The organism is Flavobacterium sp. (assembly GCF_044360715.1).
Classification (GTDB): Bacteria; Bacteroidota; Bacteroidia; order Flavobacteriales; family Flavobacteriaceae; genus Flavobacterium.
In genome coordinates this window covers 18866-43276 of record NZ_JBIKJY010000009.1, presented here as the reverse complement: position 1 = coordinate 43276, position 24411 = coordinate 18866, and the positions used below count along the sequence as shown (strand labels likewise).

The following is a 24411-nucleotide window of genomic DNA, read 5'->3' as shown; positions in this document are numbered from 1 at the left end:
TGTTTATTTTTTGCAAAAATACAATTTTTATGTCATATGATATTTGTCATAATAAATTTTCGAAAAATAGTAGTATATTTGTGAATTAATATATAAATATTTAGATGAAAATGCAAACACCAACTTTTTCAAGAACAGATAAAAATCAATTTTTTAGAACACTAAATAAAAGAGTTAACGACTATTTCAAAGAGCATAATATTGATAAAACAGGGAACTGGAAATTGCATTTAAAAGCGGGCATTATGTTCAGCTTATTTTTCATCCCGTTTTTTGTGATTTTTTTCATTGATATTCCTGTTTTAGCTTATCTTTTTGCATCAATAATCATAGGTGTTGGTATGGCTGGTGTTGGAATGAATGTAATGCATGATGGAAATCACGGTTCGTATTCTTCTAAAACTTGGTTAAATAAAATAATGGGCGGAAGTATCTATATTTTAGCGGGTAATGTGTATAATTGGCAAGTACAACACAATGTATTGCACCACACTTACACTAATATTCCTGGCCATGACGAAGATTTAGATGCTGGTAGAGTAATCCGTTTCACCAAAGAAGCTACTTGGTATAAATTTCATGCATTTCAACACTATTATTCAATATTTTTATATGGATTACTTACTATCAATTGGTGTTTAACTACCGATTTTAAACAAATGGGCGGTTATTTAAAAAGAAAATTATCTTATGGTAATACGCCAAATCCTAAAACACTTTGGACAGGTTTAGTAATCTCTAAGATTGTGTATTTCAGCTTTTGGATTGTATTACCTTTAGTTTTTGGAGTGGCAAGTTGGTGGGTAATATTAATAGGGTTTTTCGTAATGCATTATACAGCTGGAATGATATTAAGTGTTGTTTTTCAATTAGCGCATATTACAGAAGATACCATCAATCCACACCCGAATGAAGAGGGTGAAATCGAAAATACTTGGGCCATACACCAACTGTTAACAACAGTTAACTTTGCTCCAAAAAATTGGATTGTAAATTGGTATACCGGCGGACTAAATCATCAAATAGAACATCATATCTTTCCAAATATAAGCCATATTCATTATGGTAAAATTGCAGAATTTGTAAAACAAACTGCAGCCGAATGCGAGTTACCTTATTTCGAATATCAAAGTATGCGAAGTGCAGTAATTGCCCATTTCAAACATTTGAAAGAGTTAGGTAAACGACCTCAATTAGCATAAGAAAACAGAGACGCGATTTATCGCGTTTCTTCATTTATATCATATTTAACTACACAAAATGAATCACATTTTATCTGAAAGAATTAACAATCTTGCAGTTTCACAAACTTTAGCAATGGCTGCATTGGCAAGAGAATTAAAACAACAAGGAAAAGACATTATTAGTTTAAGCTTAGGCGAACCAGATTTCAACACGCCAGATTTCATAAAAGCAGCAGCCAAGCAAGCAATTGATGATAATTATTCAACCTATTCACCTGTGGATGGTTATTTAGAATTGAAAGAAGCTATTTGCTTAAAATTTAAAAGAGATAATAATCTAAACTATACGCCTAATCAAGTTGTTGTTTCAACAGGTGCAAAGCAATCACTATACAATATTGCACAAGTAATGCTTAACGATGGTGATGAAGTAATTCTTCCAGCACCATTTTGGGTTTCTTACTTTGAAATTATTAAGCTTTCTGGAGGAATTCCAGTAGAAGTACCAACTTCAGTGGAAACAAATTTCAAAATCACAGCAGAACAATTAGAAGCGGCCATCACACCAAAAACAAAAATGATGTGGTTCAGTTCGCCTTGTAATCCTTCAGGTTCAGTATATAGCAAAGAAGAATTAACCGCTTTAGTTGCCGTTTTAAAAAAATATCCAAACATTTATGTGGTATCAGATGAAATATACGAACATATAAATTACACTGATGATTATTGTTCTATAGGTTCAATCGAAGGAATGGAAAACAATACCATTACCGTAAATGGTGTGGCAAAAGCATTTGCTATGACAGGTTGGAGAATTGGTTATATAGGTGCGCCAGAATTCATCGCAAAAGCGTGTACAAAAATGCAAGGTCAAGTAACAAGTGGTGCCAATTCAATTGCCCAACGAGCTACTATTGCAGCATTACAAGCAAATCCTTCTCAAATAAAATATATGGTTGATGCTTTTCATAAACGCCGCGATTTAGTTTTCGGATTAATGAAAGATATTCCAGGTTTCAAATTAACTAATCCAGAAGGTGCTTTTTACGTGTTTCCTGATGTCTCAGCTTATTTTGGAAAAACGTTAAGAGGAACCGAAATTAAAGACGCTACAGATTTTGCTATGTATTTATTAGCCGAAGCCAACGTAGCAACCGTAACTGGCGAAGCATTCGGAAGTCCAAATTGTTTACGACTATCCTACGCAACAAGCGAAGAACAGTTAATTGAAGCTATCAAAAGAATAAAAGACGCTTTAGTTTAACATAATATAAAAATAAAAATAAAAATAAAATGAACCATTAAGGAATTAAGATAGTTAAGAGAATAACTTAATATAACTTAATGTCTTAATGGTTTTTTAATTATGGGCGTTCCCTTTCAGGTCGGGCATTACGTTACAATCTTTTTTAATTACCTTCGAGAACCTCAGGCAATTAAAAAAAGGATTTTCACTGCATTCCCTAACGCAACCCCAATTCAACATTCAACATTCGTTCTTCAACATTCCAAGTTTAAACAACGAATTTTGAAATTTAAAAATAACAAAAATGAATAAAAAAATACTTCTATTAGGTTCTGGTGAACTTGGAAAAGAATTTGTAATTGCTGCACAACGAATCGGACAAACCGTAATTGCTGTAGATAGCTACGAAAACGCACCAGCAATGCAAGTTGCTCACGGTTTTGAAGTAATCAATATGCTTGATGGCGCTGAATTAGACAGAATTGTAGCCAAACACCAACCTGATTTTATTGTTCCAGAAATCGAAGCTATTCGTACAGAACGTTTTTATGAGTACGAAAAACAAGGAATCACAGTTGTGCCTTCTGCGAAAGCCGCCAATTTCACCATGAACAGAAAAGCGATTCGTGATTTAGCTGCCAAAGATTTAGGTTTAAAAACAGCTAAGTATCGTTATGCTACTTCTTTCGAAGAATTACAAAAATCAGTTGCCGAAGTAGGAATGCCTTGTGTAGTTAAACCATTAATGAGTTCATCTGGAAAAGGTCAATCTACAATAAAATCAAATGAAGACATTGAAAAAGCTTGGAACTATGCAGTTGAAGGTTCACGTGGCGATATTGTAGAAGTAATTGTAGAAGCATTTGTAAATTTTCATTCTGAAATTACGCTTTTAACGGTAACTCAAAATAATAATTTGCCCACTCTTTTTTGCGCGCCAATTGGTCACCGTCAAGAACGAGGCGATTATCAAGAAAGTTGGCAACCAGCCAAAGTTTCACAAGCAGATATTTTAGAAGCACAAGAAATGGCAAAAAAAGTTACCGAAGCTTTAGGTGGTGCAGGACTTTTTGGGGTAGAATTCTTCTTAACAAACGAAGGTGTATATTTTTCAGAATTATCACCAAGACCTCACGATACAGGTATGGTAACTTTAGCCAATACGCAAAATTTTAACGAATTTGAATTGCATTTACGTGCTATTTTAAGTTTACCAATTTTCGAAATTACACAAGAAAGAGCTGGCGCAAGTGCCGTTATTTTAGCTTCAGAAAATTCAAATCATCCAACTTTTACAGGAATTGAAGACGTAGCGTTTCAACCTAAAACAGATTTCAGACTTTTTGGAAAACCAACGTCTCGACCGTACAGAAGAATGGGTGTAACCTTAACGTATGATAATTTAAATACACCCATTGAAGAAATTGTTGAAAGAGCAAAAAAAATAGCTACTTTAGTACAAGTAAATAGTTAAAAAATGAAAAAAATAATTCTAATTGTGATAGGTTGTTTGGGTTTGACTTCTTGTGGTCCAAGAAGATTAGGTTGTGGTCCCAGAAGATGTGAAGTAAAAACACCAACAATTATTACTTCAGATATACAAAAAATACAACTTTCATAAATGAAGAAGAAGATTGAAATTTTAGCGCCCGCAAAAAATTTAATTCAAGGAATAGCTGCTATCAATGCAGGCGCAGATGCCGTTTATATTGGAGCTCCACTATACGGCGCTCGTTCAAATGCTACCAATTCCATTGAAGATGTTGCCGAATTAGTAAAATACGCACACTTATTTAACGCTCAGGTTTTTGTGGTTATTAATACCATTTTGTACGATAATGAATTAGAATCTTGTCGTCAAATGATTTGGAAATTGTATCAAATAAATGTCGATGCCTTGATTATTCAAGATATGGCGATTATGGAAATGGAATTGCCTCCGATTGTACTTCACGCAAGCACACAAGCCAATAATCGGGATGCAGATAAAATTAAATTCTTAGCCGATGCCGGAATAAAACGTGTCGTTTTAGCAAGAGAATTAAATTTAAGTCAAATCAAAGAAATCAGTGAAGCTTCTGATGTAGAATTAGAGTTTTTCGTAACGGGTGCCTTATGTGTTTCGTTTAGCGGAAATTGTTATATGAGTGTGGCAAACGGTGAACGTTCAGCAAATAGAGGCTCTTGTGCGCAAAATTGCCGTTTACCTTATAATTTAATTGACGGAAATGGCGACACTTTAATCAAAAACAGTCATTTACTTTCGATTAAAGATTTTGATGTTTCCAATCAAATTCCAAATTTAGTTGAAGCCGGAATTAGTTCGTTTAAAATTGAAGGTCGTTTGAAAGATATCGTATATGTGAAAAACAATGTTTCCTATTTACGACAAAAATTAGATGCTTTTTTAGCAGAAAACAACGATAAATACACAAAAGCATCTTCAGGAAAATGCACGTATTCATTCGATTCTTCACTTGATAGAACCTTTAACCGTGGGTATACCGACTATTTTGTAAATGAAAGACATCAATCCATAGGTTCTTGGGAAAGTCCAAAATCGAAAGGACAATATATAGGGAAACTAATAAAAACAATTGGCAATTCGTACGAAATTGAAAACGGACATTTCCTAAATAATGGTGACGGATTGTGTTTTATTAATTCTGATAATGAAGCGGAAGGTATCTATGTAAATAAAGTGGAAAACGGAATCGTTTATCCAAACGTTTTAAAAGAAATTGCAGACGGAACGTTTATTTACAGAAATAACGACGCCGCTTTCATCAAAATTGTAGAAAGAGAAGACAGTGCGATTAGAAAAATAAGCACAATTTTAGTACTAAAAGAAAACGAATCAGGTTTCGAATTAATTGCTACTGATGAAGATGGAAATGCAAGTATTGCTACTTTAGCACATCCAAAAGAGCTTACTAAGAATAACGAATCTATAGCAGAAAATTTCAAAGTTAATTTAGCAAAAACAGGTTTTACCCCGTATAATGCGGATGAAATTACGATTGAATTTTCTCAAAATTGGTTTCTGCCGATATCAAAAATTAACGAAATGCGAAGAATGGTTTTCGAACAGTTATCGGAAATTCGTTTAAATAATTATGTTCGAAAGGAGCATCAAATGGTAAAAACATCACATCCTTATCCAGAAACTAAATTGGATTTTATGTACAATGTTTCCAATAAAACGGCTCGAAAATTCTACGAACGTCACGGAGTAACTGAAATTGAAAAAGCATTCGAATTACAATGGGATCCAGGAAAATCGCGCGTAATGACTACCAAATATTGTATTAAATACGAATTGGAACGCTGCCCGAAATACCACCCAGAACATCGAGATAAAAAAGTAAAAGAACCATTGGTTTTAAAACAAGGCGAATTAGAATACAAACTAAAATTCAATTGCAAACCTTGCGAAATGGAAATTTGGGAAAAAGATGCCGAATTTGAAATTGAAGACGAAGATTAATTTAATACTCTAACTATGAAAAAAATACTATTATTTTTATTGATATGTAACAGCGCAATTATTTTCGCACAAGAAAAAAATGAAACTTCGAAAATTCAAATTGTAGAAGCATCCTGTGGCCAATGTCAATTTGGAATGGAAGAAAAAGGTTGTGATTTAGCTGTAAGAATTGAAGGTAAATCTTATTTTGTAAAAGGGACTTCAATTGATTCTCATGGCGATGCCCATGCCAAAGATGGATTTTGTACCTGCATTAGAAAGGCAGAAGTTGTTGGAGAAATAAAAGATAATAGATTTATTGCAACGTATTTTAAATTAATGCCCATTCAGCAACCTAAATTATAGAAAAATCTATGGAAAATACAGTTTTACATAAAGCAAATACAAGAGGTCACGCCAATCACGGTTGGCTAAACGCTTATCATAGTTTCAGTTTTGCAAGCTGGTATAATCCAGAAAGAGTTCAATTTGGAATGCTACGCGTTTTAAATGATGATACAATAGCTGCCGGAATGGGTTTTGGCACGCATCCACACGACAATATGGAAATTATTACCATTCCTTTAGAAGGTGATTTGGCACATAAAGACAGTATGGGAAATGAATCGGTTATTAAAACGGGCGATGTCCAAGTTATGAGTGCCGGAACCGGAATTCAACACAGTGAGTTCAATCCGAATGCTGATTTACAAACAAAATTATTTCAAATTTGGTTGTTCCCAAAAACGAGAAACGTAACACCTCGTTACCAACAAATTACTTTAGATGTAACGGAGCAAAAAAATAATTTCGCTCAAATTTTATCACCAAATGCTGATGATGAAGGCGTTTGGATTCATCAAGACGCTTGGTTTCACTTAGCTGATTTCGACAAAGATTTTTCTAAAACGTACGAAATAAAAAAAGAAGGAAATGGAATGTATGTGTTTGTAATTTCAGGAACAATTACGGTGAATGGTCAAGAATTAGAAACCCGAGATGGATTTGGAATTTGGAATTTTAAAAATTTGGAATTTACAGCCACAACTGATGCGAAGTTTTTATTAATGGAAATTCCAATGGAATAATAAAAATAAAACATATAGGCACATAGAAAAATTTGCATGATATAAAGTTACATAGCTATGTGGAAAAATAAAATTTTCTTTGTTTCTATGTATTTTAAAAAATCCAATAAATTACCAATAGAAACACAATGAAACAACCACCTAAATGGAAATTTGCAATCATCGTATGGTTAGCCATTTATCCAACAATAACTTTAGTTAGCTATATAATTGGAGATACAATAAAAAGTTGGCCTTTGCCTTTTAAAACATTATTGATGACAGGAATTTTAGTTCCGTTAATGGTTTTTATTTTGCTTCCTTTATTAAGAAAGCTTTTAGGAGAGTGGCTTCATAGATAAAAGATTAAAAAAGGGAAATTTCAATTTAGAAACTTCCCTTTTTGATTTTATTTTTTCAAATTTAAATTCTCAAATTGTGAAACATCAATAATTTCTTCAGTATCTAAATCAAACGAAATTTTTACCTTATCACCAACAACAGTTAATGGTAATTGATTAGATATTTGTGAAGAACCAACAAAAATATTTGGATAATCTTTTACGGTAAAATAATAAAAACTATTTCCGTTTTTAACATCGTTTTGAATTCTAATAATAGTTGATTCTACAACTTTTTTAGCCGATTTACTATCTAAATTTATTTTATTTCCAGATGAATTAAATGCTGTTTTGTATGCTGTTAAAGCTTCACGCATGGTGTTTCCAGTTCCAACAATTGTATAATCTGAAATAGAAACCATAGCATACATTTTTACTAATCCACCATTGTCTTTTAACGTCATTACATAAGTCGGAATGTTGTTGATATTATACGGAATAGGCAACGAAGCCACAAATCCTTTTTCTTGTACTTTTCCTTGTGCTGAACTTTGAGCTGCAATTTCAGTAGCGCCACTTTGTTTGTAAAATGTGGTTTGTTTAGTTCGAGTGTCAACTAAAACAAATCCCACAGCAGATTCGTCTTTTCCTACCGAAGTAATTCCCGTATACCAATATGATTTATTGTCTTTTCCGTATACTAACGTTAAATCTTCCGTAATTTGAAGCTTGTTTTCATTAGAAAAATTCCAATATCCTTTTACGTATTCACCCCAATCATTTAATTGGTCTTTAATAAAAGATATAGGTTGAATTCTATCTACCCAAGCTGGAGTATTTTTAATGCCGTATTCTTTAATATCTCCGTTTTGTGCATTTACCACAACAACGCCTGTGGCATCATTTCCAGAAAAGCCCACTTGTTTTTTGTATTTAGTAACTACCCAAAAAGGCATTCCTGCATCATCAATTTCAAAAGAAAAATCAGTCAAACCAACAGTATTGTAGCCATTGAAATATAAATAGCGATGTAAATTACTTTGAAAATAGGCTTCTTGTTGGTATTTTAGAAAAATGGGTTTTCCATTTACTTCTTGAACTAATTTCACATCTCTTTCATTCGTAGCAGAAACCATAACATATCCTGTTGTTCCTTTTTTGTTATTCAGCCATTTAAAAAAACCAGAATGTTCTAATGGGGCAATCCAATATAATTTTCCGTTTACTTTTTGAATGAAAAATTCACCTAAATGTGCTTGACTTCCCAATGCGGGTTGACTTCCTAATATTTTTTCGCCTAATAAATACGCTAAAGATTCATCTACAACTCGAATTTCATTCATAGAAATTGGAGCTATATGATTGGTCAATTTATCGCCATTTGTTACTTTTCCTATCAAGTTTCTATACTCTTCACTTCTAAAAACAGGGTGCGATGTAAAAAAAGGCAATACAAATGAATATATAATTGCAATACCAATTAATAAAGCTGGAATCTTCCAAAAAACCTGAACTGGTTTATAACTTTTTCCATCTGAACTAATTGTGAATTTAGAAAAAGTAAAAAATAACAAAGCTGCGATTATTATAAATAAAACAGTTATTCCTGAAAAGCCATAACTTATCACAGGAAGTGTTACATAAAAAAAGAAAAGCGTTACTAGTAGCACTAATACTATTGGAAGAATTTTTTTCATTTCATTTTAATTTAGATGTTGTAAATATTAGTCATTAATTTGATAAGATTGTTACAAAATAAGTATTTTTGTTTTTTTTAAACACATAGGCACATAGATTTTAAATCGATTAGTTTCTAAATCAATAAATAAATCTTAGCTATGTGTTCTTGTATACTATTTAAAATTAAACTATAAACTATGTGTCTATGTGTTTTACGTAGCATAATAAACTTGAAACAAATAAATATGAAAGCATACATTTTTCCAGGTCAAGGCGCGCAATTTACCGGTATGGGTAAAGATTTATATGAATCATCAGCAGTAGCAAAAGAATTATTTGAAAAAGCGAACGATATTTTAGGTTTCCGAATTACAGATATTATGTTTGAAGGAACCGCAGAAGAGTTAAAAGAAACCAAGGTGACACAACCAGCGGTTTTTTTACATTCGGTAATTTTAGCAAAAACCTTAGATAATTTTAAACCAGAAATGGTTGCGGGTCATTCATTAGGTGAATTTTCTGCGTTAGTTGCCAATGGTGCTTTATCTTTTGAAGACGCACTTTTATTAGTTTCTAAAAGAGCTTTGGCGATGCAAAAAGCTTGTGAAATTACACCATCGACTATGGCGGCTGTATTAAATTTAGAAGATAAAATTGTTGAAGACATTTGTGCTTCTATTGATGGCGTTGTAGTAGCGGCAAATTATAATTGTCCAGGGCAATTGGTAATTTCAGGCGAATATAAAGCAGTAGAAGTAGCTTGCGAAAAAATGAAAGAAGCTGGAGCCAAACGCGCATTAATTTTACCTGTTGGAGGAGCTTTCCACTCACCAATGATGGAACCTGCAAGAGAAGAATTAGCTGCAGCGATTGAAGCTACAGAATTTTCTCAACCTATTTGTCCAGTATATCAAAATGTAACAGCAAATGCGGTTTCTGACCCTAATGAAATTAAGAAAAATTTAATTATTCAATTAACAGCACCAGTAAAATGGACGCAATCTGTTCAACAAATGATTGCTGATGGCGGTTCAAGTTTTACAGAAGTTGGACCGGGAAAAGTATTGGTTGGATTGGTAAATAAAATTGATAGAGAAGTAGAAACTATTTCGGCTTAATTGTAATTTAGATAATAAACCATTAAGAAATTAAGGGAATTAAGTCTAAATGAAACTTAATTTCTTAATGGTTTAAAAGTTTTCATTTCTTCTTACAATTACTTAGGAAAATATTAATTTTAAATCGGGTTTTTGGTTCGAAATTTTATAAAATTGGCTATCTAACTTCTAATTTTCTGTTCCCATTTCCAAGCACTTGCCAAACTATCATCTAAACTTGATGCGGCTTTCCATCCCAAAATACGATTTGCTTTATCTGTATTGGCATACGCTTCTGTAATATCGCCTTCACGACGCCCAACAATTTTATAATTTAGTTTTTGACCAGAAACTTTTTCAAAAGATTGAATGACTTCTAAAACCGAACTTCCTTTTCCAGTTCCTAAATTAAAAGTTTCTACTGAATCTATATTTTTTTTATTCAATAAACGCTGCATAGCGATAACGTGTGCTTTTGCTAAATCTACTACATGAATATAATCTCTAACTGCTGTTCCGTCAGTTGTGGGATAATCATTTCCGTAAACGGAAAGTTCTTTTCGTAATCCCATAGCGGTTTGTGTAATAAATGGCACTAAATTTTGAGGCACACCTAAAGGTAATTCGCCAATTTCGGTCGATTGATGGGCACCAATTGGATTAAAATAACGTAGTAAAATAGCATTTAATGCACTTACTTTTGAAGTATCAGTAATGATTTCTTCACCTATTTGCTTTGTATTTCCGTAAGGCGACATAGCAGTTTGAATTGGTGCATCTTCTGTAATCGGCATTTTTTCGGCTTGACCGTAAACCGTACATGATGAACTAAAAATAAAATTTGCAGACGTTAATTTAGTAAGTTCTTGCAGCACATAAATTAAAGCACTTATATTATTTTCGTAATATAATAACGGATTTTCAACACTTTCACCTACGGCTTTACTTGCTGCAAAATGAATTACTCCAGAAATATCAGTATGTGTTGCAAAGAAATTTTGAACAGCCGCTTTTTCTCGTAAATCGATATTTTCAAAAATTGGTTTTTTCCCCGTAATGCGTTCAATTCCATCTAAAACTTCAATAGAAGAATTTGATAAATTATCAATTATAATTACATCAAAACCTTCATTTTGTAATTCTACAACGGTATGTGATCCAATAAAACCTAAACCACCTGTTACTACTATTTTCATATTTTTTTAGCTTATGGCTAACAGCTCACAGCTCACAGCTGCATAAACTGAAAGCTAATTTAAACGTATTCTAAAACCGTATCGGTAATAAATTTAATTTGTTCATCGTCTAATTCCGTATGCATTGGTAAAGCGATGACTTCTTTACACAACTGATTGGTTACTGGAAAATCTTCTTCTTTATAGCGAACATCAGCATACGCTTTCTGACTATGTAATGGAATTGGATAATAAATAGCACAAGGAATACCTTTTTCTTGTAAATGCGCTAATAATCCATCGCGTTTTCCATTGGTAATACGAATTACATATTGATGAAATACGTGACAATCGCAACTTTCGCAAATAGTTGGCGCTACGATATTTTTATTTACACCTAATGCAAGTGAATATTTTCTCGCGGCATCTTGACGCGCTTTGTTATACGTATCTAAATGTGGTAATTTTGCTTTTAAAACGCCTGCTTGAATACTATCTAAACGAGAATTTACTCCAACAACATCGTGATGATATCTTTCATACATTCCGTGATTTACAATTCCTCTAATAATGTGTGCTAAATTGTCATCGTTTGTATAAATCGCACCACCATCGCCGTAACAACCTAAGTTTTTAGATGGAAAAAAAGAAGTAGCAGCTACGTGCCCAATGGTTCCTACTTTCTTTTTAGAACCATCTTTTGAGGTGTAATCCGCTCCAATTGCTTGAGCATTATCTTCAATTACATATAAATTATGTGCGTTGGCAATTTCCATAATAGCATCCATATTCGCAGCACGACCAAATAAATGTACAGGAACAATGGCTTTGGTTTTTGGAGTAATCGCTTTACGAATACCTTCTAAAGAAATATTCATATTATTCATATCTACATCCACCAAAACTGGAGTTAATTGCAATAAAGCAATAACTTCAACGGTTGCTGCGAAGGTAAAATCAGCAGTTATGACTTCATCGCCGGGTTGTAAACCCAATCCCATCATCGCAATTTGAAGCGCATCTGTTCCGTTCGCACAAGGAATTACGTGTTTTGCGCCTAAATATTTTTCTAAATCAGCCTGAAATTGATGAACTAAAGGACCATTTATATAGGTGTTGTTGTCTAAAACCTCTTGAATAGACGCGTTTACTTCGTCTTTTATTTTTTCGTATTGACTTTTTAAGTCAACCATTTGTAATTTTTTCATCTTCCTAATCTAATTAAGTCAAGCAAAAGTAAGAAATTCTGCTTACATTTTTTGTGTTACATAAAAGAAACGTAATTTAGCGACATAAATTAGTACTATGTCATTTATTTATAACTTTATACTTCTTTTTGCTTCGCAGCTTTTAAAGATTTTGGCGCTTTTTAGTCCAAAATTAAACTTGTTTGTAGAAGGAAGAAAATCTGTTTTTGAAACTTTGAAAAATAATATTCAAGAATTTGATAAAACAATTTGGTTTCACGCAGCATCTTTGGGAGAATACGAACAAGGCTTGCCAGTTATTGAAAAAGTAAAACAAAAGTATCCAAATCATAAAATAATAATTACATTTTTTTCGCCTTCGGGATATGAAGTTCGAAAAAATAATACCGTTGGAGATGTTACGGTATATTTGCCTTTGGATATGATTTCTAACGCTAAACAATTTTTAAAAGTAGTGCATCCAGAAATGGTATTTTTTATCAAGTACGAATTTTGGCCGAATTATCTTAAGCAACTAAAAAATCAAAATATTAACACCTATTTAATCTCCGGAATTTTTAGAGAAAATCAAGCATTTTTTAAGTGGTATGGTGGATTTTATAGAAAAGCGCTGAAAACATTTACCTATTTTTTTGTACAAAATGAATCTTCTAAACTATTATTACAATCTATAGGTTTTGAAAACGTTAAAATTTCTGGCGACACCCGTTTTGATAGGGTAGTGGCGATTTTAGAAAAAGACAATACGTTAGATTTTATCGAACAATTTAAAAACAATCAAACTACAATTGTAATTGGCAGTAGTTGGCCAAAAGATGAAGAGTTATTGGTGAATTTCATTAATCAAGCGGCGGATAATGTAAAATTTATAATTGCACCGCATAATATCAAAGCGGAGCAAATAACAAATATCAAATCACAAATAACAAAATCTTCCCTTTTATTTTCAGAAAAAAGTAATTTTGATTTATCCAGTTTCAATGTTTTTGTCATCGATACAATCGGAATTTTAACTAAGATTTATTCTTATGCAGATATTGCCTATGTTGGAGGTGGTTTTGGAAATCCAGGTGTGCATAATCTTTTAGAACCAGCTACTTTTGGAATTCCAATTGTTATTGGTCCTAATTATTCCCACTTTTCAGAAGCGATAGCTTTAGTTGGTTTAAAAGGTTGTGTTTCAATAAAAAATCAATCAGAATTAAATGATGCGTTTAACTTGTTATTACAAAACGAGGAAGAACGATTAGAAAAAGGGCACATTTGTAGTACATTTGTTCAAATGAATAAGGGTGCTACGGAACAAATATTGAATAACATCTCTTAATAAAATATTAAAAATTGACACAATTTTACTAATTATATTAACTTGCAAGCATTAAACTATTATCCTATGAAATTTTTAAAATTATTTTTAGTATTATTTATTGTTCAATCTCAAGCCCAACAAGGTGGTATGTGGATTCCATCTTTGTTGCAAGGTATGAACGAGAACGAAATGAAAGCTTTAGGTTCTAAACTTACAGCAGAACAAATTTATTCTATAAATAAATCATCTTTAAAAGATGCTGTTCCTCAATTTGATGGCGGTTGTACAGCAGAAATGATTTCTTCAAAAGGCTTGTTGTTAACCAATCATCATTGTGGATATGACAACATACAAAATCATTCTACAGTGGAACACGATTATTTAGCTAACGGATTTTGGGCGTATAAAATGGAAGAAGAACTTCCAAATCCTGGAGTGGTAGTTACATTTATTGTGAAAATTGATGATGTAACCCCAAAAGTATTTGAAGGTGTTGCGACTTTAACTTCTGAAGCAGAAAAGCAAAAGAAAATTCAAGAAAATATTGCGGCATTGAACAAATCGTATGTAAGAGAAGCTTGGCAAGATGTTTTAGTACGATCTTTTTATGATGGAAATCAATATTTATTATTCGTTACAGAAAACTTCAAAGACATTAGATTAGTAGGTGCGCCGCCAAGTTCTATTGGAAAATTCGGTTCGGATACTGACAATTGGGTTTGGCCGCGTCATACGGGAGATTTTTCTTTATTCAGAGTTTATGCAGATAAAAACAATCGTCCAGCAGCGTATTCAAAAGACAATGTGCCATATACACCTAAACATTTTTTCCCGGTTTCTGCAAAAGGAATCGCTGAAAATGATTTTACAATGGTAATGGGTTATCCTGGAAGAACTACAGAATATTTACCGTCTTTTGCTGTGGAGCAAATGGTAAACGATTTAAACCCAGCTCGAATTGAAGTTCGTGATGCGGCTTTAAAAGTTCAAGATGGTTTTATGAGAAAAGACCAAGCGATTAAAATTCAATATGCTTCTAAATATGCCGGAGTAGCCAATTATTGGAAAAAATGGATAGGAGAGCGCAAAGGATTAATTAAAGCCAATGCAGTAGGTGCAAAGCAAGTTTTTGAAAAAGACTTAACAGATAAAATTATCAAAGCTGGAAAACAAGCAGAATATGGAAATTTATTATCTGATTTCGCAACAAATTACGCTGCTATTAAAGAGTATGCTATTGCAAGAGATTATTATACCGAAGTAGTTTTAAGAAATACCGAAATTTTATCTTTTGGCTACCGTTTGTTTCAATTAGAGCAAGTGTATAATTCAAAAGGTGAACAAGCATTTAATGATAGAAAAAAGAATTTAATTGAAGCATTTGAACCTTTATATAAAGATTTTAATGCTCAAGTTGATGAAAAAGTATTCGAAAAATTAATTGCTATTTATAGTAAAAAATCGCCACAACAATTTTTGCCAGAAAGTGTAAAAGGAATTGATGCGACTCAATTAGCATCTGAAATTTTTAATTCATCTAAGTTAACTTCTTATGCTGGTTTAAAAGAAGTATTATCTGGAGATGCCAAATCGGTTTTAGAACGATTAAATCAAGATAAAGGATTTGCTTTTGTGAAAACGCTTGCAGAAGCATATAACAAAAATGTGGCATCAAAATATGATGAGATTAACTTGAAAAATATGGCTACACAACGCACTTATATGAAAGCCATTTTAGAGTTAAGTCCAAATTCGGCGAGAATTTTCCCGGATGCAAATTCTACTTTGCGTGTAACCTACGGAAAAGTAAAAGGTTACAAACCAAGCGATGCAGTTGTGTATTCACCGGTTACGTATTTAGATGGTGTGATGGAAAAATATGTTCCTGGAGATTATGAATTTGACGTGCCGCAAAAATTAATCGATTTGTATAATACTAAAGATTATGGTAAATATGCTGATAATGGTAAAATGCCAGTGGCTTTTATTGCTACAAATCATACTACAGGAGGAAATTCTGGAAGTCCAGCTTTAGATGCCAATGGAAACCTAATTGGACTAAATTTTGACCGTGTTTGGGAAGGAACAATGAGCGATGTGTATTATTCTCCAGAAATTTGTAGAAATATTATGGTAGATACACGATACATTCTATTTATTATAGATAAATATGCTGGTGCTAAAAATTTGATTGAAGAAATGAAAATCATTTATAATCAGCCGAATACACCGAAAAATAAAGGAAAATAAGTTTTGTTTTATGAGATATACTGTATGAATTGCGCAAGAATTGAAAAATATTTTAAAAAAAATTAAAAAAAGTATTTGACATTTAATTTTTTTTATATCTTTGCTTCATAAATAATTAACCTTTATAACAAAATTAAGATGAAAAAAGTTGTTTTAAGTTTAGCATTCGTTGCTGCTGTATTAGTTTCTTGTAACAAAAAAGCTGAAGAAACTCCAGCTGCTGACTCTACTGCTGTAGATACTACTGCTGTTGTAGCTGATACTACTGCTGTTGTAGCTGATACTGCTGCTGTGAAAACAGATAGCGCTGCTACAAAAACTGAAGAAGTTAAATAATAATATTTGATCTTCTTTTCGAAAAGAAATCAATCCCGACTTAGTCGGGATTTTTTTTGCTCAAAAGTGAACGAAATGGAGCGAGTGCTTGTTTGATAAAAAAAATTTATAAACGCATACTTGTCCAGCTGAAAGCATCTCTTTTACTACTGATACGTGAATTAGATTGTGTGAGACCCTTTCAGGGTGACAAACGTTGTGGGATGTTATATTTTCCGAATTATTTACGCCCGTTTTTGTCTTGCTGAAAGCATCTCTTTTTAGTGGATAACGTTACGCGAGACCCTTTCAGGCTATCAAACGTTGTAAAAAGTTGATTGGTTGAAATACTTTGCGAATCTCTGTGTTTCTTTGTGAATCTCTGCGAAATAACTATAAGTTATCCAAAAACATCTTCAGCTGGCGGAAAAAGATCAAGTGATTTTGAAAAATCTAAATATTCTGCTTTTGCACCGTATTTTAAAATTTCATTGATGCCTTTTTCTAACATTAGCTGGGTAGAATACTTTCTGCTAACAGCAACTTCTTTATTTTTTAAAATGATTTTAAAGTAAAACTTACCTGCAGGCGAACGAAATCGCATAAAAAATAACTGTTCTATTGATTTTTTTAGTATTTCAATTTCTTCTTCACATTCAAATCTTAATTCAAAAGCATTGCTAATAAAAATGGTTTTTCCTCTACGAGAAGTTAATTCGTATTTGTAATGTCCGCTGGGTTTTTTGCTTATTACAAAAGTTGCCATTTTATATAAGATATAATAATAGTTTAATATTATTTTAAACAAAAAAAGCTCCAAACATAGTTTGAAGCTTTTAGTACTCAAGGCGGGACTTGAACCCGCACGGGCATTACTACCCACTGGATTTTAAGTCCAGCGTGTCTACCAATTCCACCACTCAAGCATATCTGCTTTTTGAATTTTTTAGCTAATTTTTAGAAAAAATTAATTAAAGTTATTCTCAAGCATTATATTGTGTAAACACAATAATTGGTATTTTTATTTTTGAGCGAAAAACGGGGCTCGAACCCGCGACCTCGACCTTGGCAAGGTCGCGCTCTACCAGCTGAGCTATTTTCGCAATTTTTAAGGAACGTGCGCATTTCTTTCGTAATGCGAGTGCAAATATAGTACATATTTTTATTCTTGCAAGAACTTTCACTAAAAATATGTAATCTTTTTTTTAATGATTTGAAAGTTAAAAAGTTATATTAATTTTATTTTTTTGTTAACATTCTTTTTATCTCATTGAGTTTCATTAATGCTTCAACTGGTGTTAACGTATTGATATCAATATTCATAATTTCTTCTTTAAGATCTTCTAATAATGGATCATCTAAATTGAAAAAACTCAATTGCAATTCCTCTTTTTCGGCTTTAATTCCGTTTAGGGCTTCTCCAGAATGGTCTTTCTCTAATTTTATTAATATTTTTTGTGCTTTTTGAATCACAGTTTGTGGCATTCCAGCCATTTTTGCTACGTGTATACCAAAACTATGTTCACTTCCTCCTTTGACTAATTTTCTAATAAATAAGACGGTATCTTTTAATTCCTTTACAGAAACGTTGAAATTTTGGACACGCGCAAAAATCGCTTCCATTTCATTTAACTCGTGATAATGCGTAGCGAAAAGTGTTTTAGCTTTACTTGGGTGTTCGTGTAAATATTCGGCAATAGCCCAAGCAATTGAAATACCGTCATAGGTTGAGGTTCCTCTTCCAATCTCGTCTAACAACACCAAACTTCTATCGGAAATATTATTCAAAATAGAAGCCGTTTCATTCATTTCTACCATAAAAGTAGATTCTCCCATCGAAATGTTATCACTTGCGCCTACACGCGTAAAAATTTTATCCACAACTCCCATTCTTACTTGTACTGCAGGAACAAAACTTCCCATTTGTGCAAGTAAAACAATTAAAGCCGTTTGTCGTAAAATTGCTGATTTTCCGGACATATTTGGTCCAGTAATCATAATTAATTGCTGGGTTTCTCTATCTAAAAAAACATCATTTGAAATGTAAGGCGTTCCTACCGGAAGTTGTTTTTCAATAACAGGATGTCTTCCATCTTTAATTTCTAAATCAAATGATTCATCTATTTCAGGTTGCACATATTTATTTTCAACTGCCATTTGTGCAAAACTTTGTAAACAATCTATTTGAGCGATTAATGCGGCATTTAACTGAACGGGTTTGATATATGTAGCCATCCAATTGACCAATTGTTCGTACAGCATACTTTCAAGTTGCGAAATTTTATCTTCTGCACCTAAAATTTTCGATTCGTATTCTTTTAATTCTTCTGTAATATATCGTTCTGCATTTACTAATGTTTGCTTTCTAATCCATTCCGAAGGCACTTTGTCTTTATGCGTATTTCGTACTTCAATATAATATCCGAAAACATTATTAAACGATATTTTTAAGGAAGGAATTCCTGTACTCTCACTTTCGCGTTTTTCCAACGCTTCTAAATAGCCTTTTCCTGTTGATGAAATGGTTCGTAATTCATCTAATTCTGTGTTTACTCCAACTGCAATTGCATTTCCTTTGTTAATGGCTACTGGCGCATCAGGATTTAAAGTTGTTCCAATTTTTTCTCTTAACAATTCGCAAGAATGCAAACTATCGCCAATGGTTTTTAAGGCTTCGTTTTTAGATTGCAACGCCAACGTTTTAATCGGAATAATAGCATCTAACGAATCTTTTAAATGAATGACTTCTCTTGGGGAAACTTTTCCAGTAGCTACTTTTGAAATTAAGCGCTCTAAATCGGAAATTTGTTTTATCTGATATTGAATTTGGTGTAATTCTTCTGAATTTTCTTTTAAATACGCCACTACTTCGTGTCGGCCTTTAATTTTATTGATGTCTTTTAGAGGCAATGCCAACCAACGTTTTAATAATCTTGAACCCATTGGCGAAAGTGTTTTGTCAATTACATCAATTAAAGTTACCGCATTAGGATTGTAACTATGATATAATTCTAAATTACGAATTGTGAATTTGTCCATCCAAACATAAGCGTCTTCTGCAATTCGTTGAATGTTTGTAATATGTTGAATTTTATTGTGTTGCGTTTCTGATAGATAATATAAAATCGCACCTGAAGAAATCACAGCCTCATTGAAATCATCTATACCAAAACCTTTTAATGAATTCGTTTGAAAATGTTTGGTTAAGCTTTCAAAAGCAAAATCTTCTTTATAAATCCAATCTTCTAAGTAAAATACGTGAAAATCTTCTCCAAAATGCTGTTTAAAATCTGCTTTTTGTTGTTTTGAAACTAAGACTTCACTTGGTCTGAAATTTTGTAATAATTTGTCAATGTATTCTTCGTTTCCTTCAGCCGTTAAAAATTCGCCAGTTGAAACGTCCAAAAAGGTAATACCATTGGTTTTTTTACCTAAAAATACAGCTGCTAAAAAATTATTAGATTTCGATTGTAAAATATCATCGTTAAAAGAAACTCCTGGAGTTACTAATTCGGTAACGCCACGTTTTACTATAGTTTTTGTCATTTTTGGATCTTCCAATTGATCACAAATGGCAACTCGTAGTCCCGCTTTGACTAATTTTGGTAAATACGTATTAATAGAATGATGCGGAAATCCTGCTAAAGCGGTTTCACTTTCACTTCCATTTCCACGTTTGGTTAAGGTAATGCCTAAAATTCTCGAAGCTCGAATGGCATCTTCTCCAAATGTTTCATAAAAATCGCCAACACGAAACAACAAACAGGCATCAGGATATTTTGCCTTAATGGTATTGTATTGCTGCATTAAAGGAGATACTTTTGGAGTAGAATCTTTTATTTCGGATGCTGATTTCTTAGCCACAACGTAAAAATTTAGTGAAGGCGAAGTTAGTAAATTCAAAATTCAATAGCAATTAGAATCTCAAAATTCAATTTTAAGTTGAAAAGTTTGTAACACAGATTTAAAAAATTATATAAATTTTAGAAATTTCTCCAATCGGTGTTTTAAAAAAGTATATCAAAAATCCGTTTCATCCGTCAAATCTGTGTACCAATTTGAAAAGTTTGGAACACAGATTTAAAAAATTAGATAAATTTTAGAAATTTCTCCAATCTGCGTTGAAAAACAAGTATGTCAAAAATCCGTTTCACCTTTTAAATCTGTATAGCTTTTTCAAAATTGGCAAATTGACATATTGAAAAACTGAACATTATTATTACTTTTGTAAGATGAGAAAATTAGCCAACGCCGAATTAAATCGAATCAGTAAAGAAGCATTTGCTGAAGCAAAAAAAACACCATTAATTATTGTGTTAGACGATATTAGAAGTCTGCATAATATTGGTTCAGTTTTTAGAACTTCAGATGCATTTTTGATTGAAAAAATATATTTATGTGGTATTACGGCTGTTCCACCAAATAAGGAGATTCATAAAACGGCTTTGGGCGCAACAGATACAGTAACTTGGGAATACTCGAAAGATGTATTAGAAGTTATAGCTAAATTAAAATCGGAAAACATCAAAATTTATGCTATAGAACAAACCGAAAATGCAATTATGTTAGATGATTTTCAACCAAAATCTGAAACAAAATATGCATTAATTTTTGGTAATGAAGTCAAAGGTGTTTCACAAGAAGCTATTAATATTTCTGATGGTGTTATAGAAATTCCACAATTGGGAAGTAAACATTCATTAAATATTTCAGTTAGTGCTGGAATTGTAATTTGGGATTTATTTCAAAAATTGTTAAAAAATAAATAATTTTTATTTTCTTATTGTACCTTTGAAAGATGATTAAAATTATTTCATCATTTATTACGATTTTTTTATTTTCTACTGCAGTTGCACAAAATGCAGCACCTGTATTACAAGCAACTGGAAATCAAATATATTGTCCTCAAACTTCTTTGCCAATTGTTACAAATATTTCAATTACAGATCCTGATGATGTTGGAATTGCGGCTATGTACATTCAAATTTCTTCTGGTTATGTTTTAGGACAAGACGTTTTAACTCTAACCGGAATTCATCCCACGATAATTTCTTCTTGGAATGCTACAGAAGGGAAACTAACTTTAAGTGGCGTAAGTGGTGATCCTACTTATTTGCAATTTAAAGCCGCTATTGAATCGGTGGTTTTTACAAATTCAGCGGTTAATCCAAGCGGACAACGTATTTTTTCAATTACAGTCGGACAAGCTAATTATTTAGAATCTACAGGACATTATTATCAATATATTTCAAATACTGGTATAAGTTGGACAAATGCGAAAAATGCAGCTGCTGCTTCAACTTATTATGGTTTACAAGGTTATTTGGCGACTATTACTTCAACAGATGAAGTCCAAATATCTGGTGTTCAAGCATCTGGAGCAGGATGGATTGGTGGTTCAGATGAAGCGAATGAAGGGGTTTGGAAATGGGTTACAGGTCCAGAATTAGGCACTACATTTTGGAATGGCGCTGTAAATGGTAGTTCGCCAACTTTTGCCTTTTGGAATGCAAACGAACCCAACAACCAAGGTGAAGAAGATTACGCTCACGTAACAGCACCGGGCGTAGGGCAACCTGGTTCGTGGAATGATATAAGTAATGTTGGTGACTCAAGCGGTAATTATCAACCTAAAGGATATATTGTAGAATATGGTGGTATGCCTGGAGATCCTGTTTTACAAATTTCTACAACTTCAATCATCACTATTCCAGTTATTACAAATGTAACAAGTGCTTCAAGATGTGGAAGTGGCGCCATAACTTTACAAGCTACATCAAATATTGGAAATATTAATTGGTACACAGCACCAACTGGAGGCACACCAATTTATACTGGGAACTCTTATACTATTCCTTTATTGAATGCTACTACTGATTATTATGTAGATGCTTTTCCGGTAGGGTGTACTTTAGGAAATAGAGTGCAAGTTACTGCTACAATTAAGCCCGTGCCAGTAATTGGTTTTACAACTCCAAATCCTGTTTGTCAAAATACAAATACCATCCTGCAAGCGAATACTTCATTAGGGGTTATTAATTGGTACGATTCCAATACAAGTTCGATCTCAATTTTTATAGGAACTTCTTTTACTACACCTATCTTAAGTGCTTCAACTAGTTATTATATTGAAGCTATAAATAATGGTTGTGTATCAAACAGAGTGGCAATTCCAGTTCAGGTTGTGCCAGCCCCAACCTTGGTTGATGAAACAGTTATTTTTTGTGAGAACACCTCTGTTACACTTCAATCTGGAATTTCAGGGAGCTCTTATTTATGGTCTACAGGAGCAACTACTGAAAATTGTGCTGTTGGATCAGCGGGAACGTATTCTGTTGTAATAACGACACCTCTAAATTGCAATTTAACAAAGAATTTTACCGTCATTGAAAATACGGCACCAGAAATTACTTTTATAAAAGTGGAAGGATTAACTGCCGAAATAAGTATAACAGGAACAGGAATTTATGAATATTCTTTAGATAATATCCATTTTCAAAGTTCTCCAATTTTCAATTTTATTGTAGGTGGAGTTTATACTTGTTATGTTAAAGAAATAGGAACAAATTGTGGTTACGATTATGAAGATTTTGTGGTGATTGATTATCCGAAGTTTTTTACACCAAATGCGGATGGATTTAACGATTATTGGAAAATAAATGGGATGCACTTATTTCCAGATGCAAGAATTGCAATTTTCGATAGGTATGGACAACTAATTACAGTTTTAACTACTAAAAATCCGCATTGGGATGGAAGATTAAATGGAGAAAGCGTTCCTTCTTCAGATTATTGGTTTGTGGCTAATTTGGGGAATAATACTTCAGAAGTAAAGGGTCATTTCACACTAAAAAGATAATTATTAGTGTATTTTATTCTGAATTTCATTTAAAATATAAATGTAATCTTCTTGGTTTTTTACAAAATCCAATTCAGAAATATCTATAATTAAAGCATTAATATCGTTTTGCGATTTTATATATTCTAAATATCCTTGGTTTATTTTTTCTAAGTAATTAGAAGAAATATCTTGTTCATAGCTTCTACCACGTTTTTTTATATTGGCTAATAACCGGTCGGTATTTTGATATAAATAAATATATAAATCTGGTTTAGGCATTTCTTTATACATAATATCAAACATCGTTTTGTATAAACGAAATTCATCTTCCTGCAAAGTAACTTTTGCAAATATCTGCGATTTAAAAATATGATAATCGGCAACTATAAAATCTTTAAACAAATCAAATTGTGCCAAATCATCGGATAATTGTTGGTATCTATCTGCCAAGAAAGACATTTCTAAAGGAAAGGCATAACGGTTTTGATCTTTGTAAAATTTTGGTAAAAACGGATTGTCAGCAAATCGTTCTAAAATAGGTTTACCATTACAATCTTCAGCTATTTTAGTGGCTAATGTAGTTTTTCCTGCACCAATATTGCCTTCAATAGCAATATAGTTTAGCTGTTTTAATCCTAAATTAAGTGTTGGGTTTTGTAATGTTCCAACTTCTTTAATTTCAGAAGTGTCTTCACAAGAAATAAGCAATTCAGAAATGGTTTTGTTTAGCTTTGGATGTTTCCATTTTGGGGCAATATCATTCATGGGAAACAAAACAAATTTTCTGTTTTGTAACTGAATATGTGGAATCATCAAATTTTCAGTTTCAATAATTTCATCGTTAAAGGAAATAATATCAATATCTATATTTCTTGACTCATATTGTTCTGTATTAGTTCTAATTCGACCTAATTTTTTTTCTAATTGAATAATCTTACTTAGTATTTTTTGCGCTGATTTATGAGAATGAATTGTAATCGCACAATTATAAAACACATCACCTTCAAATCCCCAAGCAGGTGTTTCGTATACTTTTGAAACTTCAACAACTGTAGCAATTGTGTTGTGTATAGCCATAATACAGGTCTCCAAATTTTCTAATTTGTGCCCCATATTTGTCCCTAAAGAAAGTAGTATTGTGTTTTGTGACTTCATATTTTGTAAAAACAAATCTGACTTTTACCAGTGTTTTTTTATTTCAACAAATTAACAAACAATTTTACATTTTTATT

General features: G+C 32.4%; 20 protein-coding genes and 2 tRNA genes. 14 read left to right on the top strand and 8 right to left on the bottom strand.

Features of this window, described 5'->3' with window-relative positions; genetic code table 11:
* Window positions 1-104 precede the first annotated feature (104 nt).
* From ACIQ16_RS04655 to ACIQ16_RS04620, 8 genes are all read left to right on the top strand, one after another.
* Window positions 105-1202: an acyl-CoA desaturase gene (locus tag ACIQ16_RS04655; protein ID WP_291241752.1), complete on the top strand. Its 1098-nt coding sequence runs from the start codon at window positions 105-107 to the stop codon at window positions 1200-1202.
* 58 nt (window positions 1203-1260) lie between these two features.
* Entirely contained in the window at window positions 1261-2448 is a 1188-nt protein-coding gene (locus ACIQ16_RS04650) for a pyridoxal phosphate-dependent aminotransferase (protein WP_396149102.1), read from the top strand.
* A 286-nt stretch (window positions 2449-2734) separates the two neighbouring features.
* A complete protein-coding gene (gene purT / locus ACIQ16_RS04645) occupies window positions 2735-3904 on the top strand; it encodes a formate-dependent phosphoribosylglycinamide formyltransferase (protein WP_396149100.1) in 1170 nt (389 codons plus the stop codon).
* Window positions 3905-3907: 3 nt separating this feature from the next.
* Window positions 3908-4051, top strand: a complete 144-nt coding sequence (locus ACIQ16_RS04640; RefSeq protein WP_396149098.1) for a hypothetical protein — start codon at window positions 3908-3910, stop codon at window positions 4049-4051.
* Window positions 4052-5917, top strand: a complete 1866-nt coding sequence (locus tag ACIQ16_RS04635; protein WP_396149096.1) for a U32 family peptidase — start codon at window positions 4052-4054, stop codon at window positions 5915-5917. It abuts the gene before it with no gap.
* 15 nt (window positions 5918-5932) lie between these two features.
* A complete protein-coding gene (locus ACIQ16_RS04630; RefSeq protein ID WP_396149094.1) occupies window positions 5933-6262 on the top strand; it encodes a DUF6370 family protein in 330 nt (109 codons plus the stop codon).
* 8 nt (window positions 6263-6270) lie between these two features.
* Window positions 6271-6984, top strand: a complete 714-nt coding sequence (locus ACIQ16_RS04625) for a pirin family protein (RefSeq protein WP_396149092.1) — start codon at window positions 6271-6273, stop codon at window positions 6982-6984.
* Window positions 6985-7112: 128 nt separating this feature from the next.
* Window positions 7113-7325, top strand: a complete 213-nt coding sequence (locus ACIQ16_RS04620; RefSeq protein WP_396149090.1) for a hypothetical protein — start codon at window positions 7113-7115, stop codon at window positions 7323-7325.
* Window positions 7326-7372: 47 nt separating this feature from the next.
* On the opposite strand, the gene ACIQ16_RS04615 is transcribed toward ACIQ16_RS04620, so the two are convergent.
* Window positions 7373-9001, bottom strand: a complete 1629-nt coding sequence (locus tag ACIQ16_RS04615) for a hypothetical protein (protein WP_396149088.1) — start codon at window positions 8999-9001, stop codon at window positions 7373-7375.
* A gap of 228 nt (window positions 9002-9229) precedes the next feature.
* Between ACIQ16_RS04615 and fabD the strand changes: the two genes are divergently transcribed.
* Entirely contained in the window at window positions 9230-10102 is an 873-nt protein-coding gene (gene fabD, locus ACIQ16_RS04610) for an ACP S-malonyltransferase (RefSeq protein ID WP_396149087.1), read from the top strand.
* A 161-nt stretch (window positions 10103-10263) separates the two neighbouring features.
* Here the strand turns inward: fabD and galE are convergent, their stop codons facing one another.
* Together galE and ACIQ16_RS04600 are read right to left on the bottom strand one after the other, a co-directional pair.
* Window positions 10264-11277, bottom strand: a complete 1014-nt coding sequence (gene galE, locus ACIQ16_RS04605; RefSeq protein WP_396149085.1) for a UDP-glucose 4-epimerase GalE — start codon at window positions 11275-11277, stop codon at window positions 10264-10266.
* Between the two features lie 59 nt (window positions 11278-11336).
* Window positions 11337-12464, bottom strand: coding sequence for a DegT/DnrJ/EryC1/StrS family aminotransferase (locus tag ACIQ16_RS04600; RefSeq protein ID WP_396149083.1), 1128 nt, complete (start codon window positions 12462-12464; stop codon window positions 11337-11339).
* Window positions 12465-12561: 97 nt separating this feature from the next.
* Here ACIQ16_RS04600 and ACIQ16_RS04595 point away from each other — a divergent pair, with 97 nt between their 5' ends.
* The 3 genes from ACIQ16_RS04595 to ACIQ16_RS04585 all read left to right on the top strand — a co-directional run bounded on the left by ACIQ16_RS04595 (window position 12562) and on the right by ACIQ16_RS04585 (window position 16359).
* Window positions 12562-13791 carry a 3-deoxy-D-manno-octulosonic acid transferase gene (locus tag ACIQ16_RS04595; protein ID WP_396149082.1) on the top strand — a complete coding sequence of 410 codons (1230 nt, stop codon included), beginning with the start codon at window positions 12562-12564 and terminating at the stop codon, window positions 13789-13791.
* A 66-nt stretch (window positions 13792-13857) separates the two neighbouring features.
* The gene (locus tag ACIQ16_RS04590; RefSeq protein ID WP_396149080.1) at window positions 13858-16023 is read left to right on the top strand and encodes a S46 family peptidase; all 2166 of its coding nucleotides are present in this window, start codon (window positions 13858-13860) and stop codon (window positions 16021-16023) included.
* Window positions 16024-16161: 138 nt separating this feature from the next.
* Window positions 16162-16359: a hypothetical protein gene (locus tag ACIQ16_RS04585; protein ID WP_396149078.1), complete on the top strand. Its 198-nt coding sequence runs from the start codon at window positions 16162-16164 to the stop codon at window positions 16357-16359.
* A gap of 379 nt (window positions 16360-16738) precedes the next feature.
* Here the strand turns inward: ACIQ16_RS04585 and ACIQ16_RS04580 are convergent, their stop codons facing one another.
* The 4 genes from ACIQ16_RS04580 to mutS form a co-directional block, all read right to left on the bottom strand.
* Window positions 16739-17104 (bottom strand): DUF1508 domain-containing protein, encoded by a 366-nt coding sequence (locus ACIQ16_RS04580; protein WP_396149076.1) that lies wholly within the window; start codon window positions 17102-17104, stop codon window positions 16739-16741.
* Between the two features lie 74 nt (window positions 17105-17178).
* A tRNA-Leu gene (locus ACIQ16_RS04575) sits at window positions 17179-17264 on the bottom strand.
* Window positions 17265-17368: 104 nt separating this feature from the next.
* Window positions 17369-17441 (bottom strand) — tRNA-Gly (locus ACIQ16_RS04570).
* A 136-nt stretch (window positions 17442-17577) separates the two neighbouring features.
* Complete coding sequence (mutS, locus tag ACIQ16_RS04565) at window positions 17578-20145, bottom strand: DNA mismatch repair protein MutS (protein WP_396149151.1); 2568 nt, start codon at window positions 20143-20145, stop codon at window positions 17578-17580.
* Window positions 20146-20570: 425 nt separating this feature from the next.
* On the opposite strand from mutS, the gene ACIQ16_RS04560 reads away from it, so the two are divergent.
* Together ACIQ16_RS04560 and ACIQ16_RS04555 are read left to right on the top strand one after the other, a co-directional pair.
* Entirely contained in the window at window positions 20571-21107 is a 537-nt protein-coding gene (locus ACIQ16_RS04560; RefSeq protein ID WP_396149074.1) for an RNA methyltransferase, read from the top strand.
* Between the two features lie 29 nt (window positions 21108-21136).
* On the top strand, window positions 21137-23197 hold the full coding sequence (locus ACIQ16_RS04555; RefSeq protein ID WP_396149072.1) for a T9SS type B sorting domain-containing protein: 2061 nt from the start codon (window positions 21137-21139) through the stop codon (window positions 23195-23197).
* 3 nt (window positions 23198-23200) lie between these two features.
* On the opposite strand, the gene folK is transcribed toward ACIQ16_RS04555, so the two are convergent.
* Window positions 23201-24334, bottom strand: a complete 1134-nt coding sequence (gene folK, locus ACIQ16_RS04550; RefSeq protein WP_396149070.1) for a 2-amino-4-hydroxy-6-hydroxymethyldihydropteridine diphosphokinase — start codon at window positions 24332-24334, stop codon at window positions 23201-23203.
* Window positions 24335-24411: the final 77 nt, after the last annotated feature.